Source organism: Streptomyces sp. NPDC087420 (assembly GCF_044744165.1).
Classification (GTDB): Bacteria; Actinomycetota; Actinomycetes; order Streptomycetales; family Streptomycetaceae; genus Streptomyces.
The window spans coordinates 18,724-35,880 of sequence record NZ_JBIUXU010000023.1; the positions used below are offsets into that span (position 1 = coordinate 18,724).

The following is a 17,157-nucleotide window of genomic DNA, read 5'->3' on the forward strand; positions in this document are numbered from 1 at the left end:
CCGGTACGACTCGGGCTCAGCTCACGCGCTCATGGCTGACCCACACCGACCTGACCTCTTTCCAGCAGCGGTCCGAGAGCTGGACATAACCGGCCGGATGGAGCTCCGCCGGGGCGCTGTCGACGTCGATGTCCCACCAGCGGGCGCATTCGACGTGCAGGCGGACGCGGTCGGTCTCCGGGTACGGGTTGTGGCAGAAGGCGGTGGCGCGGGAGCCCTGGATCCGCGTACGGCAGGTCGCACGGTCCCGGTCCTTGTCGCGGTCCTGGTCGCGGTCCTGATCCTGGCCCTTGTCTCGGTCCTGGTCCTGCATCCGGTCCCGGTCCGGCGCCGCCGCCGCTCCCGCCGGGGCGCGGGGGCCGGGCCGCGCCGTCGCGGCGGGCGGGGCGGGGGGCTCCCGTACCTCCGAGAAGACCGTCAGTCCCAGCGGGATCAGCGGGGCGGCCAGGAACGCGACCAGCACACGACGCACTCTGCGCATCCCCGTACCTCCTCCCCCGCCACGACCGGAACGATCTGGTCCGTTCTGCCCAGTGTGCGGGGAAGTGCCGCTCTTTTCGACTCGGACGGACACGCTCCGTGACATACGGAAGCCGCGTGGCCGTCCCGGGGGACGAGCACGCGGCTTCCGTAGGAGGTGGCGCGGAAGGAGGTGGCGCGGAAGGGTCAGGCGCCCATCATGTGCACGCCGCCGTCGACGTGGACGATCTCGCCCGTCGTCTTCGGGAAGAAGTCCGACAGCAGACCGACGATGCCGCGGCCCGCCGGCTCCGGGTCGGACATGTCCCACTCCATCGGGGCCCGGTGGTTCCACACGTCCGCGAGCGACTCGAAGCCCGGGATGGACTTGGCGGCCATCGACTTGAGCGGACCGGCCGAGACCAGGTTGCAGCGGATGTTCCGCGCGCCCAGGTCACGGGCGAGGTAGCGGCTGGTGGACTCCAGCGCGGCCTTCGCCACGCCCATCCAGTCGTACTTCGGCCAGGCGACCTGCGCGTCGAAGGTGAGGCCGACGACCGAGCCGCCGTGCTCCATCAGCGGCAGGCAGGCCACGGTCAGGGACTTGAGCGAGTACGCGGAGACCTGGACGGCCGTCGCGACGTCCTCCCACTGGGCCTCCAGGAAGTTGAACGCGCCCTGCGGGCCGAAGGCGATCGAGTGCACGATGCCGTCGAGGCGCGCGTCGGCGCCCTGGTGCTCGCGGATCCGGTCCGCCAACCCGTCCAGGTGCTCCTGGTTGGTCACGTCCAGTTCGATGACCGGGGCGGGCTCGGGCAGTCGCTTGGCGATGCGCTCGACGAGGGTCAGCCGGCCGAAACCGGTGAGGATGACCTCGGCGCCCTGCTGCTGCGCCACCTTCGCGGCGTGGAAGGCGATGGAGGACTCGGTGAGGACCCCCGTGACGAGGATGCGCTTGCCGGCCAGGATTCCACTCATGTGATCAGTGACCCATGCCCAATCCGCCGTCAACGGGAATGACGGCTCCAGTGATGTACGAGGCGTCGTCGGAGGTGAGGAACCGCACCACTGCGGCGATCTCCTCCGGCTGCGCGTAACGGCCGAGCGGGACCCGCGAGACGATGTCCGCGCGCTGCTCGTCGGTGAGCACCCGCGTCATGTCGCTCTCCGTGAAGCCGGGGGCGACGACGTTGAAGGTGATGTTCCGCGAGCCCAGTTCGCGGGCGAGGGAGCGGGCGAAGCCCACCAGGCCGGCCTTGGACGCGGCGTAGTTCGCCTGTCCCGCCTGGCCGGTCAGGCCGACCACCGAGGAGATCAGGACGACCCGGCCCTTCTTGGCGCGCAGCATGGCGCGGTTGGCCCGCTTGACGACGCGGAACGTGCCGGTGAGGTTGGTGTCGAGGACGGAGGTGAAGTCCTCCTCGGACATCCGCATCAGCAACTGGTCCTTGGTGATGCCGGCGTTGGCCACCAGCACCTCCACAGGACCGTGCTTCTTCTCGATCTCCTTGTAGGCCTGCTCCACCTGTTCGGTGTCGGTGATGTCGCAGCGAACGGCCAGGCAGCCCAGGTCCGTCAGGGCCTGCGGCGGCTCGCCGGAGCGGTAGGTGTAGGCGACCTTGTCGCCGTTGTCCGCGAAGGCGCGGGCGATGGCGAGGCCGATGCCCCGGTTTCCTCCGGTGACGAGAACCGAGCGGCTCATCGGATCACCCTTTCCTCAGCGGTCTGGTCTGCCGAAAACCTATCGGTACTGCCCGGCTCGCGAAGAATCGCCTCTGACAGTGCCGGACGGCCAACCCTGTCGGTTCCCTACAGAACCCCGGGCCGGGCGCGAGCGAATTCTCGTGGCGCGACGGGCCGGTGGGGCGTTGTATGGGTGTCCGTAACCAGGCCGGTGACGCGTGATTCACTGCCGGTAACGTGCCGAGTGTGAGTTGAGGAGAGGCCGCCGTGCCCCATGAGGTAGATCAGACGTTCTTGGCGTTGCCCTTGCGGGCACTCGCCGACGCCGCGCTCGCGAGGGCGCGGGCGCTCGGTGCCGACCACGCGGATTTCCGCTTCGAGCGGGTGCGCAGCGCGGCGTGGCGGCTGCGGGACGCCAAACCCGCCGGTTCTTCGGACAGTACGGATCTCGGGTACGCGGTCCGGGTCGTGCACGGCGGGGCCTGGGGGTTCGCCTCCGGGGTCGACCTGACGATGGACGCGGCGGCGCGGGTCGCCGGGCAGGCCGTGGCCATGGCCAAGCTGTCCGCGAAGGTGATCGCCGCGGCCGGGTCCGACGAGCGGGTGGAGCTGGCCGGGGAGCCGGTGCACGCGGAGAAGACCTGGGTGTCGGCGTACGAGATCGACCCGTTCGACGTACCGGACGAGGAGAAGAGCGGGCTGCTCGCGGAGTGGAGCGCGCGGCTGCTGCGGGCGGAGGGGGTGGCGCATGTGGACGCGTCGCTGCTCACCGTCCACGAGAACAAGTTCTACGCGGACACCTCGGGCACGGTCACCACCCAGCAGCGGGTCAGGCTGCACCCCCAGCTGACCGCCGTCGCGGTCGACTCGGACTCGGGCGAGTTCGACTCCATGCGGACGATCGCGCCGCCGGCCGGGCGGGGCTGGGAGTACCTGACGGGGACGGGCTGGGACTGGGACTCCGAGCTGGAGCGCATCCCGGGGTTGCTCGCCGAGAAGATGCGGGCGCCGAGCGTCGAGGCGGGGACGTACGACCTGGTGGTCGACCCGTCCAACCTGTGGCTGACGATTCACGAGTCGATCGGCCACGCCACGGAGCTGGACCGGGCGCTGGGGTACGAGGCGGCGTACGCGGGGACCTCCTTCGCCACCTTCGACCAGCTCGGGAAGCTGGCGTACGGCTCGTCGGTGATGAACGTGACCGGTGACAGGACCGCGGAGCACGGGCTCGCCACCATCGGGTACGACGACGAGGGCGTCGAGGCCCAGTCGTGGGACCTGGTGAAGGACGGCACGCTCGTCGGGTACCAGCTGGACCGCAGGATCGCGAAGCTGACGGGTCTGGGCCGGTCCAACGGGTGCGCGTACGCGGACTCGCCGGGCCATGTGCCGGTGCAGCGGATGGCGAACGTGTCGCTGCGTCCCGATCCGGGCGGCCTCGCCACGGAGGATCTGATCGGCGGGGTGGAGCGCGGGATCTACGTGGTCGGCGACCGGTCGTGGTCGATCGACATGCAGCGCTACAACTTCCAGTTCACCGGGCAGCGCTTCTTCCGTATCGAGAACGGCAAGCTCGCCGGCCAGTTGCGCGATGTCGCCTACCAGGCGACGACGACGGACTTCTGGGGGTCGATGGAGGCCGTCGGCGGCCCGCAGACGTATGTCCTGGGCGGTGCCTTCAACTGCGGCAAGGCCCAGCCGGGCCAGGTCGCGGCGGTCTCGCACGGCTGCCCGTCCGCGCTCTTCCGCGGAGTGAACATCCTCAACACGACGCAGGAGGCGGGCCGATGAGCGGCGCGAAGAGCGGGACGACCACGGGCCGTACGGCCAAGCCGCACGAGATCGTCGAGCGCGCGCTGGAGCTGTCCACCGCCGACGGCTGTGTGGTCATCGCCGACGAGCAGTCGTCGGCGAACCTCCGCTGGGCGGGCAACGCGCTGACCACCAACGGGGTCACCCGGGGCCGTACGCTCACCGTCATCGCGACGGTCGACGGCGCGCAGGGCACCGCCTCCGGGGTGGTGTCGCGGTCCGCGGTCACCGACGGCGACCTGGAACCGCTGGTCCGCGCCGCCGAGGCGGCCGCCCGGGGCGCCGGGCCCGCCGAGGACGCCCGGCCGCTGGTGGCGGGCGGTCCGGTGTCCGGGGACTTCGCGGACGCGCCGGCGGAGACGACCTCCGCCGTCTTCACGGACTTCGCGCCGGCGCTCGGCGAGTCCTTCGCCCGCGCCCGGGCCGGCGGCCGTGAGCTGTACGGCTTCGCCAACCACGAGCTGACCTCCACGTACCTCGGCACGTCCACGGGCGTACGGCTGCGCCACGACCAGCCGAGCGGCACCCTGGAGCTGAACGCCAAGTCGCCCGACCGCACCCGCTCCGCCTGGGCGGGCCGGGCCACCCGCGACTTCAAGGACGTCGACCCGGCTGTCCTGGACGCGGAACTGGCCAAGCGCCTGGCCTGGGCCGAGCGGAAGATCGACCTGCCCGCCGGGCGGTACGAGACGCTGCTGCCGCCCACCGCCGTGGCCGACCTGCTGATCTACCAGCTGTGGTCGTCGGCGGCCCGCGACGCCGTGGAGGGCCGTACGGTCTTCTCCCGCCCCGGCGGCGGCACCCGCGTCGGCGAGACGCTCTCCGAGCTGCCGCTGACGCTGCGCAGCGCGCCCGGCGAACCGGGTCTGGAGTGCGCGCCGTTCGTGATCGCCCACTCCTCGGGCGACGACGCGTCCGTCTTCGACAACGGTCTGCCGCTGACGGCGACGGACTGGGTACGGGACGGCAAGCTGGAGCACCTGCTCACCACCCGGCACAGCGCGGCCCTGACCGGCCTGCCCGTCGCGCCCAGCATCGGCAACCTGGTCCTGGACGCCGGCGGCGAGCGGACGCTGGAGGAGATGGTCGCGGCCACCGGGCACGACGGCCCCGGCCTGCTCCTGACGTGCCTCTGGTACATCCGCGAGGTCGACCCGGCGACGCTGCTGCTCACCGGCCTGACCAGGGACGGGGTGTATCTCGTGGAGAAGGGCGAGGTCGTCGGCGAGGTGAACAACTTCCGGTTCAACGAGTCGCCCGTCGACCTGCTGTCGCGGGCCACCGAGGCCGGGATCACGGAGAAGACGCTGCCGCGCGAGTGGGGCGACTGGTTCACCCGGGCCGCGATGCCGGCCCTGCGCATCCCCGATTTCAACATGAGCTCGGTCAGCCGCGGGGTGTGACCGATCTAGACTGACCGCTGCCGGACCCACGCATCAGACTGTTCGAGGAGAGAAAAGACCGTGACGGACATCGTCGACGAGCTCCAGTGGCGCGGGCTGTTCGCCCAGTCCACCGATGAGGACGCCTTGCGCAAGGCGCTCGCGGACGGTCCCGTCACGTTCTATTGCGGCTTCGACCCCACCGCCGCCAGCCTGCACGTCGGACACCTCGTGCAGGTGCTCACCGTGCGCCGGCTCCAGCAGGCCGGGCACCGGCCGCTGGCGCTGGTGGGCGGGGCCACCGGACAGATCGGCGACCCCCGGCCGACCGCCGAGCGGACGCTGAACGATCCGGAGACGGTCGCGGGGTGGGTGGGCCGGCTGCGGTCGCAGATCGAGCCGTTCCTGTCCTTCGAGGGGCCGAACGCGGCCACGATGGTCAATAACCTGGACTGGACCGCGGGCCTGTCCGCGATCGAGTTCCTGCGGGACATCGGCAAGCACTTCCGGGTCAGCCGGATGCTCGCCAAGGAGTCCATCGCCCGGCGGCTGGAGTCCGACGAGGGCATCAGCTACACCGAGTTCAGCTACCAGCTGCTCCAGTCCATGGACTTCCTGGAGCTGTACCGGCGCTACGGCTGTGTCCTCCAGCAGGGCGGCAGCGACCAGTGGGGCAATCTCACCGCCGGTCTCGACCTGATCCACCGCCTGGAGCCGGGTGCCACCGTGCACGCGCTGGCCACGCCCCTGATGACCAAGGCGGACGGGACCAAGTTCGGCAAGACCGAGGGCGGGGCCGTCTGGCTGGACCCCGGGATGACGACGCCCTACGCCTTCTACCAGTTCTGGCTCAACGTGGACGACCGTGACATCTCCACGTACAGCAGGATCCTCAGCTTCAAGGACCGCGCGGAGCTGGAGGAGCTGGAGCGGGCCACCGCGGAGCGGCCCCAGGCGCGGGCCGCGCAGCGCGCGCTGGCGGAGGAGCTGACGACGCTGGTGCACGGCGCCGGCCAGTGCGCGGCCGTTGTCGCCGCGTCCCGGGCGCTCTTCGGCCAGGGCGAGCTGACGGACCTCGACGAGGCGACGCTGAGCGCCGCGCTCTCCGAGGTGCCCCACGCGCGGTTCTCCGAACCGGCCCCGGTGGTCGACCTGTTCACCGAGGCGGGGCTCGCGCCGAGCAAGTCGGCGGCGCGGCGCACGGTCAAGGAGGGCGGGGCGTACGTGAACAACGTCAAGGTCACGGACGCGGAGAGCGTGCCGGCGGCGGGCGATCTGCTGCACGGCCGCTGGCTCGTGCTGCGCCGGGGCAAGAAGAACCTGGCCGCGATCGAGGTCACGGCCGGCTGACACACGCCGGCTGACACACGCGGGGCGCCTGCGTCACGGGGCGGGGCACATCGGCCAGGATGGCCGGTGCCCCGCCCTCGTGCGTGGGGGCGGCCCGGCGTACCGTGGATGCGGTCCGGTCCGGGGTAGGGACCGGCGTGGGAATCGGGTGGTGAAGTGTGATGCGGAAGCGGAGCAGCACCGAGGTCTTCCGGATCACCGGGGCCAGGCAGAGCCTCGCCGACGACGTACGCGGCCGGCAGCGGCGTTACATCATTTCCATGTCCGTCAGAACCCTGTCGGTGATCCTGACCGTTGTGCTGTGGAACGTGGAGCGGCCGGTCGCCATCGTCACCCTGGTCCTCGGTGTGCTGCTGCCGTACGTGGCCGTGGTGATCGCCAACGCGGGCCGGGAGAACGCTCCTTCGCTGCCCTCGACCTTCGTACCGGCACCGGTCCGGCCGGCGATCGCGCCCGCGGCGGCGCCCGTGGCGACGGAATCCGCACCACCGACCCACGAGTAGACCCACCGGTAGAACCGGCGGGTAACGGCTCGCTCCGGGGGCGGGAAGCGGAGCGCAAAGCTCAAGAAAAGCTCAGATCAATCGTGAAGTTCCGGTGCACCGCACCCCGTTGCCCGTGACATACTTCGTAGGCGCTCCGCATCCCCCGTCGGAGCGACGGACCGACGCCGGGCAGCTCCCCCCGTGGCTGCTCGGCGTCGCCTTTTCGGGCTACCGGATCGGTCCTTGGGGCCGTGTGACACCAGCGCCTAGGGTGGATGGGTGAACTCCCCCGACGCTCCCGATGTCCCCGACGCCCGGCCCCGTGCCACGGATCCCGCACCGGTGTGCTCCGCCAAGGGGTGCCGTACCCCCGCCGTGTGGGTGCTCGCCTGGAACAACCCGAAACTGCACACGCCGGAGCGCCGCAAGACCTGGCTGGCCTGCGACGAGCATCGCGAGCATCTGTCCTCGTTCCTCGGTGTGCGCGGTTTCCTCAAGGACGTGGTGACACTGGCGGAGTGGGAGCGGGGGTCAGCCGCCGATCGCTGACATCGGCCGGTCGGGCTGGAGGAAGGCCGGGTCGTCGAGGCCGGAGCCGGCCTTCTTGCCCCACATGGCGCGCTTCCAGAGCGCGGCGATCTCGTCGTCGGGGGCCTCGGAGCGCAGGGCCGCCCGCAGGTCCGTCTCCTCCTGGGCGAAGAGGCAGTTGCGGACCTGTCCGTCGGCGGTGAGCCTCGTGCGGTCGCAGGCGTGGCAGAACGGGCGGGTGACGGAGGCGATGACCCCGACGCGGTGCGGGCCGCCGTCCACGGTCCAGCGCTCGGCGGGGGCGGAGCCGCGCTCGGTCCCGCCCTCCTCGGTGAGGGTGAAGCGGGTACGGAGCGAGGTGAGGATGTCACCGGCCGTTATCATGCCGTCGCGCTTCCAGCCGTGCTGGGCGTCGAGGGGCATCTGCTCGATGAAGCGCAGCTCGTAGTCGTTCGCGACGGCCCAGGCGAGCAGCTCGGGGGCCTCGTCGTCGTTGAGGCCCGGCATCAGGACCGTGTTGATCTTGACGGGGGTCAGCCCCGCGTCGTGGGCCGCGCGCAGGCCGTCCAGCACGTCCTGGTGCCGGTCGCGGCGGGTGAGGGTCTTGAAGACGTCGGGGCGCAGCGTGTCGAGCGACACGTTGACCCGGTCGAGGCCCGCGCTCCTGAGGGCGGCGGCGGTGCGCTTGAGGCCGATGCCGTTGGTGGTCACGGACATGCGGGGGCGCGGTTCCAGCGCGGCGCAGCGCTCGACGATCCCGACGAGGCCGGGCCTGAGCAGCGGCTCCCCGCCGGTGAACCGGACCTCGGTGATGCCCAGGTCGGTCACGGCGATACGGATCAGCCGGACGATCTCGTCGTCGCTGAGCAGCTCGGACTTGCCGAGCCACTGGAGGCCCTCTTCCGGCATGCAGTACGTGCACCGGAGGTTGCACTTGTCCGTCAGTGAGACGCGCAGGTCGGTCGCCACCCGGCCATAGGTGTCGATGAGCACTTGGGGCCCCCTTCCCTCGTGACCGCGATGCGGCCGTCCCGATCCGTCGCGAACCGTGTATGCAATCCAACAGCTCGAGCCTACGTCAGACCACCGACAACAGCAGATTCCCGAGGTCCCGGGAGACGCCGCGGCCGCGTCGCGGGGATCTGCGACGCGGCCGCGGGGAGGGCTCGCCCACCCGGTGTGGGGGGGTCCGGACGGGCGGGATGGGGCAGGCGGGGTCAGTGCGCCCCGGTGCCGGTCAGGGACTTGACCTCCAGCTCCGCGTACTTGCCCGTGTCCGGCTCCTCCTTGGAGACGAGCGTGCCCACCCAGCCGAGCAGGAAGCCCAGCGGGATGGAGATCAGGCCCGGGTTCTCCAGCGGGAAGAAGTGGAAGTCGACGCCGGGGAACATCGAGGTGGGCTTGCCCGAGACGACCGGCGAGAACAGCACCAGCAGGACGGACGAGGCCAGGCCGCCGTAGATCGACCAGAGGGCGCCCGCGGTCGTGAACCTCTTCCAGAAGAGGCTGTAGAGCAGGGTCGGCAGGTTCGCGGAGGCGGCCACGGCGAACGCGAGCGCGACCAGTCCCGCCACGTTCAGGTCGCGGGCGAGGGCGCCCAGCGCGATGGAGACGATGCCGATGGCGACGGTGGCCCAGCGGGCCGCCCGTACCTCCTCCTTCTCGGTGGCCTGGCCGCGGCGGATCACGTTGGCGTAGATGTCGTGGGCGAACGACGACGAGGACGCCAGGGTGAGGCCCGCGACCACCGCGAGGATGGTGGCGAAGGCCACCGCGGAGATCACGGCGAGCAGGATGGCGCCGCCGGTCGAGCCGGCTCCGCCGCCGATCTCCAGGGCGGCGAGCGGGGCCGCCGTGTTGCCCGCCTTGTTGGAGGCGATGATGTCGCCGGGCTTGAGCAGGGCGGCGGCGCCGAAGCCGAGGACGATGGTCATCAGGTAGAAGGCGCCGATGATGCCGATCGCCCAGATCACGGACTTACGGGCGGCCTTGGCGGTGGGCACGGTGTAGAAGCGGATCAGGATGTGCGGCAGGCCCGCGGTGCCGAGCACCAGCGCGATGCCCAGGGAGATGAAGTCCAGCTTGGAGATCTCCGTGGCGCCGTACTTGAGCCCCGGCTCCAGGAAGGCGGAGCCCTTGCCGCTGTTGGAGGCGGCCGTGCCCAGCAGGTCGGAGATGTTGAAGTGGAACTTCAGCAGGATCAGGAAGGTGATCAGGATGGTGCCCGCGATCAGCAGGACCGCCTTGACCATCTGGACCCAGGTGGTGCCCTTCATCCCGCCGATGGTGACGTACACGATCATCAGCAGGCCGACCAGCGCGACGATGGCGATCTTGCCGGCGTCGCTGGTGATGCCGAGCAGCAGGGAGACCAGCACGCCCGCGCCGGCCATCTGCGCGAGCAGGTAGAAGATCGAGACGACGATGGTCGAGACACCCGCGGCGGTACGGACGGGACGCTGGCGCATGCGGTACGCGAGGACGTCGCCCATCGTGTACCGGCCGGAGTTGCGCAGCGGTTCGGCCACGAGCAGCAGCGCGACGAGCCAGGCGACCAGGAAGCCGATCGAGTAGAGGAAGCCGTCGTAGCCGAAGAGGGCGATGGCGCCGGCGATGCCGAGGAAGGACGCGGCGGACATGTAGTCGCCGGAGACCGCGAGTCCGTTCTGGAATCCGGTGAACTGGCGTCCGCCCGCGTAGAAGTCGGAGGCGCTCTTGGTCTGGCGGCCGGCCCAGACGGTGATGACGAGGGTCGCGACGACGAACACCGCGAAGAGGGTGATGATCAGCGGCCGGTGCTCGCTGGCGTCCGAGGTGGCCGCGAGCTGGAGCGGGAGTGGGTGGCTCATGCGTCCGCCTCCATACGGGACTTGATGACGTCCGCCTTGGGGTCGAGCTTCTGCGACGCGTACCGCGCGTAGAACCAGGCGATCAGGAACGTCGTCAGGAACTGGGCGAGGCCGAGGACGAGCGCGACGTTGATGTTGCCGAAGAGCTTGGTGCCCATGAGGCCGCCCGCGTAGCTGGACAGCAGGACGTACAGCAGGTACCAGGCGATGAAGGCGACGGTCAGCGGGAACGCGAAGGAGCGGTAGGTACGGCGCAGTTCGCCGAACTCCTCACTCTCCTGCACCTCCGCGTACTGGGCGGTGGTGGGCTGGTGCGCGGGCTGGTCCGGCGTGGGCCGAGCGGGGCTGGTGTCCGTTCCGCCCGGGGGCGGCGGTGCATCGGAAGCCACGGAATCTCCTCGTGACGGGGGCGCGGTGGGGACTGACATGAGGGACCTCGCACGGGTAGGCGTGTGATGTTGCGCGTCCCTCTGACAACGGCACGGAAGGCGTGGCGAAGCGGTTCAACGGGGCGGATTTTCTTCTGGAACGGGGCGGATTTTCTTCTTGACCGGCGGCTCGCCGTCCCTGAAGTCATTGATACGCGGGGGTGGTCGACGGTAGTTTTCGCTGATCATGCACCTGTCCACGCGCGTCATGCGTGTGGGCGGCTCTCACGGATGATGTGGAGAACCCATGGCTCATCTGGGATCCAGACGCAGACGCGTACTCGCGCTGCCCGCAGGTCTGGCGCTCACCGCTTCGCTCGGTTTCCTCCCCGGTGCCACGGCGACGGCCGCTCCGGCGGTCCCGGCCGCCTCGGCGCCGGTCGTCACCGACGGCCCCAAGCTGTCGTACGTCGTCAACACGCACGGCGGGCGCTCCACGCTCAAGTCGGTGGAGAAGGCCATCGGCCGGGCCGGTGGCACGGTCGTGACCTCCTACGACCGCATAGGCGTCATAGTCGCGTCCTCGCAGAACCCCGACTTCGCGAAGTCCGTGCGCAAGGTCAGGGGCGTCGACTCGGCCGGTGCCACCCGCACCGCGCCGCTGCCGGCGCAGTCCACCACGGACGAGGGCGCGCCCCGCGCGCTCACCTCCGCGGAGCTCGCCTCGGCGACCTCGGACAAGACCGCCGCGCAGGACCCGCTGGAGCCGTTGCAGTGGGACCTGCCCGCCATCAAGGCGGACAAGGCGCACGAGAAGACCCTCGGCAGCCGGAAGGTCACCGTCGCCGTCATCGACACGGGCGTCGACGACACGCACCCCGACCTCGCGCCGAACTTCGACCGCGCCGCGTCGGTCAACTGCGTGACGGGCAAGCCCGACACGACGGACGGCGCCTGGCGTCCGAACGCCGGGGAGAGCCCGCACGGCACGCACGTGGCGGGTGAGATCGCGGCCGCCAAGAACGGCATCGGCATGACCGGGGTCGCCCCGGGCGTGAAGGTGGCCGGCATCAAGGTCTCCACGCCGGCCGGGTTCTTCTACACCGAGGCGGTCGTCTGCGGCTTCGTCTGGGCCGCCGACCACGGTGTCGACGTGACCAACAACAGCTACTACACCGACCCGTGGTACTTCAACTGCAAGAACGACCCGGACCAGAGGGCGCTCGTCGACGCCATCACCCGGGCCACGAAGTACGCGGAGAGCAAGGGCACGGTCAACGTGGCGGCGGCCGGCAACGAGGCGTACGACCTCGCGACCGACTCGATCACCGACTCGTCCAGCCCGAACGACACCACCCCCGGCGACCGGGTGATCGACCCGTCCGAGTGCCTGGACATACCGACCCAGCTCCCGGGTGTCGTGACGGTCGCGGCCACCGGCGCGAAGGCGGGCAAGTCCTCCTTCTCGAACTACGGTCTGGGCATCATCGACATCGCGGCGCCGGGGGGCGACCGCTACCAGGTGCCGAACGCGCCGGCCACCAGCGGCTCCATCCTGGGCACGCTGCCGGGCGGCTCGTGGGGCTACATGTCCGGTACGTCGATGGCCTCCCCGCACGTCGCGGGTGTGGCGGCGCTGCTCAAGTCGACCTACCCGCACGCCTCGGCCGCGGTGATCAAGTCGCTGCTGCTCGCCCAGGCCGACGACACGGCCTGCCCGGCGGCGTACGACTACAACAACGACGGCACGATCGACGCGACCTGCACCGGGAGCAAGCGCTACAACAGCTTCTACGGCGCCGGTCTGACCAACGCGCTGGACGCGGTGAGCCGCTTCAAGCACTGACATCCGGCCACCGGCACGGATGAGAGCGGCACCTCACGACGCGGGCCGTCCCTCCGGGGGCGGCCCGCGGTCGTCCTCCACCGCCCGCCCGGCACCGGATCACATCGTGATGAGCACCTTGAGCGCCGTACGGGTGTCCATGGCCTTGTAGCCCTCCGCCACGTCGTCCAGAGAGACCGTCAGGTCGAAGACCGGCGACGGGTCGAGGGAGCCGTCCAGCACGTCGGGCAGCAGCTCGGGGAGGTACGCGCCGACCGGCGCGAGGCCGCCGCGCAGGGCGATGTTCCGGTCGAACATGTGCCGCAGGTCCAGGCCCGTGCCGCTGCCGTGGGGCGCGCCGACATAGCCGATCGCCCCGCCGTCGCGGGTGATCCTCAGGGCCGTACGCATCGACTGCTCGGTGCCGACCGCCTCCACGACGGCGTGCGCGCCCTGGCCCCGCGTCAGCTCGCGCACGGCCTCCACGGCCGCGTCGCCGCGCTCGGCGACCACGTCGGTGGCGCCGAAGGTCCTGGCGAGGTCCGTACGGGCCTGGTGGCGGCCCAGCGCGATGATGCGCCCGGCACCCAGCCGCCGGGCGGCCAGCACCGCGCACAGCCCCACGGCGCCGTCCCCGACGACGGCGACCGTGCTGCCGGGCCGTATCCCGGCGCCGACGGCCGCGTGGTGGCCGGTGCCCATCACGTCGGAGAGGGCGAGCAGCGCGGTCAGCAGCCGGCCGTCGGAGACCGCCTCGGCCGGAAGCCTGACGAGGGTGCCGTCGGCGAAGGGCACGCGGACGGCCTCGCCCTGGCCGCCGTCGGTGCCGTCCCCGCCCCAGAAGCCGCCGCGCACACAGGACGTGGGGAGCCCCTCGTGGCAGAAGTCACAGGTCCCGTCGGCCCAGACGAAGGGCGCGACGACCAGATCGCCGGCCGTGAAGCCCGCCACCCCGGAGCCGGTCTCCTCGATGACCCCGAGGAACTCGTGCCCGATGCGCGCACCGGGCTCCCGGGGCGACTCACCCCGGTACGGCCACAGGTCGCTGCCGCATATGCAGGCCCGCAGCACCCGCACCACGGCGTCGGTGGGCAACTGGATCACGGGATCGGGCACCTCCTCCACCCGGATGTCGTGGGGAGCGTGGATGACGGTGGCGCGCATGGGGGGGTCCTTGCCGGTCCGGGGGGGTGGGACCCGAACACGTTACGCCCGGTTTGCGGGCACCCGGGACCCGGTGCCGGGAAGCCGGGCGGAGGGCTCGTCCGCTGTGACGCACGCCACCCGGCCCACCAGGAACGTCGTACAATAACTCCCGTGGCGAGCCTGGAAGTTGTGGTCACCCGACTCGCGGCGACGGTCCTGGGAGCGGTGGCGAAGTCGCTGCTGGCGCCCAGGCCCGGGGCCGGTCTGGTACGGGATCCGGTACGCCCGCTCCCCCGGCCCCCGGGGCCCGACCGGCTGGCGAAGGTGCTGTCGGGACGCGTCCTGGAGGCGTACGGCTCCCTCCCCGAACACGAGCGGCTCGCCGCGGTCGACTCCGTGCGGGACACCTTCGCGGCGGCGGGCGAGATCGACGCCGCCCGCCTGTTCGCGGCGGACCTGGACCCGGAACGGCTGCGCGGCCGGCTGCGGGCCCCGGCGGCGGGGCTGGGCGCGCGGAGCCTGGACCTCTACGACGAACTGCTGGCGCTGTGCTGCGCGCACCTCGTGGAACAGTTCACGGCCCACCCGTCGTTCGCCGCGCGGGCGGCGGTCGAGCAGACCCGCACGGCGGCCCGCACCCAGGACGTGGTCGAGGACTTACGGACCAGGGCCGGGCCGCGGCCCGCCACGGCCGCCCTCGACTTCGAGGCCCGGTACACGAAGTTCGTCGAGGAGACCCAGAGCCGGCTGGAGCTGTTCGGGCTGACCCTGGGCCGGTCGGCCGGCGAGTGGCCGCTGGACACCGCCTACATCAGCCTGACGGTCAGCGGCGACCGGTCCGCCTCCCGGGAAGGCTTCGAACTCTCCCCGGCCGTGGGCCGGGTGTCGGTGACCGCCGAGCAGGCGCTGGCCGAGGCGCGCTGGGTGGTACTGCGCGGCCCCGCCGGCTCGGGCAAGACCACCCTGGTGCAGTGGCTGGCGCTGAACGCCGCGCGGCGCGGCTTTCCCGACGCGCTGGCGGAGTGGAACCAGTGTGTGCCGTTCGTCCTGCGCCTCCGGGCGTTCACGAGGTCCGACGAGCTGCCGCAGCCGGCCGACTTCCTGCGCGCGGCGGGGGTGCCGCTGTCCGGCGAGGCGCCGCCGGGGTGGACGGAGTCGCTGCTCAGGTCGGGCCGGGCGCTGGTCCTGGTCGACGGGGTGGACGAGGTGCCGACGCGGCTGCGGAGCCGTACGGAACGGTGGCTCAAGTGGCTCGTCACGGCGTACCCGGACGCGCGGTACGTGGTGACGACCAGGCCCTCGGCGGTGCCGGAGGACTGGATGACGGGCCAGGGGTTCACCGCGCACGCGCTGCTGCCGATGGAGCGGGACGACATCCGGGCGTTTGTCGCCCACTGGCACGAGGCGGCGCGGGAGGAGAGCCCGGGGGACTCCGAGGTGCTGGACACGTACGAGGCCTCACTGGTCCAGTCGGTGACAAACCGCCGGGACCTGGGACGACTGGCCACCAACCCGCTGATGTGCGCGCTGCTGTGTGCCCTGAACCGCGACCGCAGGACGCGCCTGCCCCGGGCGCGCAAGGAGCTGTACGACGCGGCGCTGGACCTGCTGCTGGTACGGCGGGACACCGAGCGGGAGGTGCTGGCGGTCGAGGGGGTCGATCTGACCCGGGACGAACAGACCGCGCTGTTGCAGCAGCTGGCGTACTGGCTGATCCGCAACGGGCAGGCGCAGGCGGCCCGTTCGGAGACCGAGGAGCGGGTCGGCAGGTGGCTGGACTCCATGCCCCAGGTCCAGGGCACCGCCGGGCAGGTCTTCCAGCACCTGCTGATCCGCAGTGGTCTGCTCCGTGAACCGGTCCCGGGCACGGTCGACTTCGTGCACCGCACGTTCCAGGACTACCTGGGCGCGAAGGCCGCCGTCGAGGAGCGGGACTTCGGAGTCCTCATCAGGAACGCGCACGACGACCAGTGGGACGACGTGGTCAGGATGGCGGTCGGGCACGCCAGGGCCGACGAACGCGTCATCCTGCTGCGGGGGCTGCTGCGCCGTGCCGACGGCGAGGCGCCGCACCGCAACCGGCTGATGCTGCTGGCGGCCGCCAGCCTGGAACACGCGCCCGTCCTCGATCCGGCGGTCCGCGGGGAGATCGAGAGACGTACGGGGGAACTGATCCCGCCCCGGGGCCTGGCGGAGGCGGAGGAGCTGGCGAAGGCCGGCCAGCTCGTGCTCGAACTGGTGCCGGGCCCCGAGGGGCTGGACGAGGACAGCGCCGCCGCCGTGGTGCGCGTGGCGGCCCTGGTCGGAGGCGACGCCGCGCTGGAGGTGGTCTCCCGGTTCCGGGAGGACGGCCGCCCCGCCGTCTCCATCCAGTTGTCCCACGCGTGGGGCCGGTTCGAGACCGAGCGTTACGCGCGTACGGTGCTGGCGTCGAGCACGTGGAGCGACACGTACCTCCAGGTACGGACGGAGGAACAACTGCGCGCGCTGCGGGTCCTCCCGGAGACCGCGTGTGTCTCCCTCATCGGTCCGTTCTCCGACCTGTCGGGACTGCGCGCGCTGCACAGCGTCAGCTCCGTGTTCTGCACCAACAACGCCGTCCTGAGGGACCTCTCCCCGCTGACGCGGCTTCCCTCGCTGCGGATGCTGGGCCTGCTCGACTGCCCGGAGCTGCGGAACCTGTCCCCGCTCCTGGACACCGGGATCGACACGCTCTACCTGTACGGGATGCCGCCGGATCTGGTGACCGAGCCCCTGCGGCGGATGGAGTCGCTGGAATCGGTGCTGTTCGACTACCCCGTGCCCGCGCGCTCCGTCGGCGAACTCCCGCTGGGCCCGCGCCTCACCGAGCTCCAGCTGTACAGCCGGGCCGACCAGTTGAAGCTGGACGGGCTCGGCTCCTGGCCCGCGCTGCGCCGCCTGACCGTCTCCGGCGACCGCCAGGCGGGCGAGCTGAGCGGCCGGGCCGATCCCCTGCCCCTCGAATTCTTACGGCTGCACGGGCAGAAGGCGCTCTTCCTCGACTGGATCGGCGACTGGCACGCGCTGACCACCGTCGCGCTCGCCCACAGCCGCCTCGCGGGCAGCCTGGCCCCGCTGGCGGACCTGCCGCACCTCAGGTCGGTCCTGCTGGCGGACTGCGTGCAGGGGGCGGGACCGGTCGACCTATCCCCCCTCGCCCACCTGGAGCATCTGACCGTCTTCGTCGCGCAGGGCACGCGCGTGCGGGACGAGGACGCCTTCCCGCCCGGCAGGCTCGTACGGGAGTGA

14 protein-coding genes are annotated in these 17,157 nt (G+C 71.3%); 7 read left to right on the plus strand and 7 right to left on the minus strand.

Annotated features, from left to right (window positions below; genetic code table 11):
* Positions 1 to 16 precede the first annotated feature (16 nt).
* The 3 genes from ACIO1C_RS34230 to fabG all read right to left on the minus strand — a co-directional run bounded on the left by ACIO1C_RS34230 (position 17) and on the right by fabG (position 2,161).
* Positions 17 to 481, minus strand: coding sequence for a hypothetical protein (locus ACIO1C_RS34230; protein ID WP_401871298.1), 465 nt, complete (start codon positions 479 to 481; stop codon positions 17 to 19).
* Positions 482 to 666: 185 nt separating this feature from the next.
* Positions 667 to 1,437 carry an enoyl-ACP reductase FabI gene (fabI, locus tag ACIO1C_RS34235; RefSeq protein ID WP_401871301.1) on the minus strand — a complete coding sequence of 257 codons (771 nt, stop codon included), beginning with the start codon at positions 1,435 to 1,437 and terminating at the stop codon, positions 667 to 669.
* 4 nt (positions 1,438 to 1,441) lie between these two features.
* Positions 1,442 to 2,161: a 3-oxoacyl-[acyl-carrier-protein] reductase gene (fabG, locus tag ACIO1C_RS34240; RefSeq protein ID WP_401871304.1), complete on the minus strand. Its 720-nt coding sequence runs from the start codon at positions 2,159 to 2,161 to the stop codon at positions 1,442 to 1,444.
* Between the two features lie 248 nt (positions 2,162 to 2,409).
* Between fabG and ACIO1C_RS34245 the strand changes: the two genes are divergently transcribed.
* From ACIO1C_RS34245 to ACIO1C_RS34265, 5 genes are all read left to right on the plus strand, one after another.
* Positions 2,410 to 3,933, plus strand: coding sequence for a TldD/PmbA family protein (locus ACIO1C_RS34245; RefSeq protein WP_401871307.1), 1,524 nt, complete (start codon positions 2,410 to 2,412; stop codon positions 3,931 to 3,933).
* A complete protein-coding gene (locus ACIO1C_RS34250) occupies positions 3,930 to 5,357 on the plus strand; it encodes a metallopeptidase TldD-related protein (protein WP_401871310.1) in 1,428 nt (475 codons plus the stop codon). The genes ACIO1C_RS34245 and ACIO1C_RS34250 overlap by 4 nt, the downstream gene beginning before the upstream one ends.
* A 60-nt stretch (positions 5,358 to 5,417) precedes the next feature.
* Positions 5,418 to 6,686: a tyrosine--tRNA ligase gene (tyrS, locus tag ACIO1C_RS34255; RefSeq protein WP_401871313.1), complete on the plus strand. Its 1,269-nt coding sequence runs from the start codon at positions 5,418 to 5,420 to the stop codon at positions 6,684 to 6,686.
* Between the two features lie 161 nt (positions 6,687 to 6,847).
* Complete coding sequence (locus tag ACIO1C_RS34260) at positions 6,848 to 7,189, plus strand: DUF3099 domain-containing protein (protein WP_401871315.1); 342 nt, start codon at positions 6,848 to 6,850, stop codon at positions 7,187 to 7,189.
* Between the two features lie 261 nt (positions 7,190 to 7,450).
* Positions 7,451 to 7,720 carry a hypothetical protein gene (locus tag ACIO1C_RS34265; RefSeq protein ID WP_401871317.1) on the plus strand — a complete coding sequence of 90 codons (270 nt, stop codon included), beginning with the start codon at positions 7,451 to 7,453 and terminating at the stop codon, positions 7,718 to 7,720.
* Here the strand turns inward: ACIO1C_RS34265 and moaA are convergent.
* From moaA to ACIO1C_RS34280, 3 genes are all read right to left on the minus strand, one after another.
* On the minus strand, positions 7,703 to 8,692 hold the full coding sequence (moaA, locus tag ACIO1C_RS34270) for a GTP 3',8-cyclase MoaA (protein WP_401871320.1): 990 nt from the start codon (positions 8,690 to 8,692) through the stop codon (positions 7,703 to 7,705). The two genes, ACIO1C_RS34265 and moaA, sit on opposite strands and share 18 nt — an antisense overlap.
* A gap of 224 nt (positions 8,693 to 8,916) precedes the next feature.
* Complete coding sequence (locus ACIO1C_RS34275) at positions 8,917 to 10,548, minus strand: cation acetate symporter (protein ID WP_401871323.1); 1,632 nt, start codon at positions 10,546 to 10,548, stop codon at positions 8,917 to 8,919.
* A complete protein-coding gene (locus tag ACIO1C_RS34280) occupies positions 10,545 to 10,937 on the minus strand; it encodes a DUF485 domain-containing protein (protein ID WP_401871325.1) in 393 nt (130 codons plus the stop codon). Before ACIO1C_RS34280 ends, ACIO1C_RS34275 begins: the two co-directional genes overlap by 4 nt.
* Positions 10,938 to 11,223: 286 nt before the next feature.
* On the opposite strand from ACIO1C_RS34280, the gene ACIO1C_RS34285 reads away from it, so the two are divergent.
* Entirely contained in the window at positions 11,224 to 12,762 is a 1,539-nt protein-coding gene (locus ACIO1C_RS34285; protein ID WP_401871327.1) for a S8 family peptidase, read from the plus strand.
* A 99-nt stretch (positions 12,763 to 12,861) separates the two neighbouring features.
* Here the strand turns inward: ACIO1C_RS34285 and ACIO1C_RS34290 are convergent, their stop codons facing one another.
* Positions 12,862 to 13,905 carry a zinc-dependent alcohol dehydrogenase family protein gene (locus ACIO1C_RS34290; RefSeq protein ID WP_401871329.1) on the minus strand — a complete coding sequence of 348 codons (1,044 nt, stop codon included), beginning with the start codon at positions 13,903 to 13,905 and terminating at the stop codon, positions 12,862 to 12,864.
* A gap of 153 nt (positions 13,906 to 14,058) precedes the next feature.
* Here ACIO1C_RS34290 and ACIO1C_RS34295 point away from each other — a divergent pair, with 153 nt between their 5' ends.
* Entirely contained in the window at positions 14,059 to 17,157 is a 3,099-nt protein-coding gene (locus ACIO1C_RS34295) for an NACHT domain-containing protein (protein WP_401871330.1), read from the plus strand.

Coding starts and splice junctions, on each gene's coding strand:
- ACIO1C_RS34230 (WP_401871298.1), bottom strand. CDS start 481: ATGCGCAGAGTGCGTCGTGTGCTGGTCGCGTTCCTGGCCGCCCCGCTG.
- fabI (WP_401871301.1), bottom strand. CDS start 1,437: ATGAGTGGAATCCTGGCCGGCAAGCGCATCCTCGTCACGGGGGTCCTC.
- fabG (WP_401871304.1), bottom strand. CDS start 2,161: ATGAGCCGCTCGGTTCTCGTCACCGGAGGAAACCGGGGCATCGGCCTC.
- ACIO1C_RS34250 (WP_401871310.1), top strand. CDS start 3,930: ATGAGCGGCGCGAAGAGCGGGACGACCACGGGCCGTACGGCCAAGCCG.
- ACIO1C_RS34260 (WP_401871315.1), top strand. CDS start 6,848: ATGCGGAAGCGGAGCAGCACCGAGGTCTTCCGGATCACCGGGGCCAGG.
- ACIO1C_RS34275 (WP_401871323.1), bottom strand. CDS start 10,548: ATGAGCCACCCACTCCCGCTCCAGCTCGCGGCCACCTCGGACGCCAGC.
- ACIO1C_RS34285 (WP_401871327.1), top strand. CDS start 11,224: ATGGCTCATCTGGGATCCAGACGCAGACGCGTACTCGCGCTGCCCGCA.
- ACIO1C_RS34290 (WP_401871329.1), bottom strand. CDS start 13,905: ATGCGCGCCACCGTCATCCACGCTCCCCACGACATCCGGGTGGAGGAG.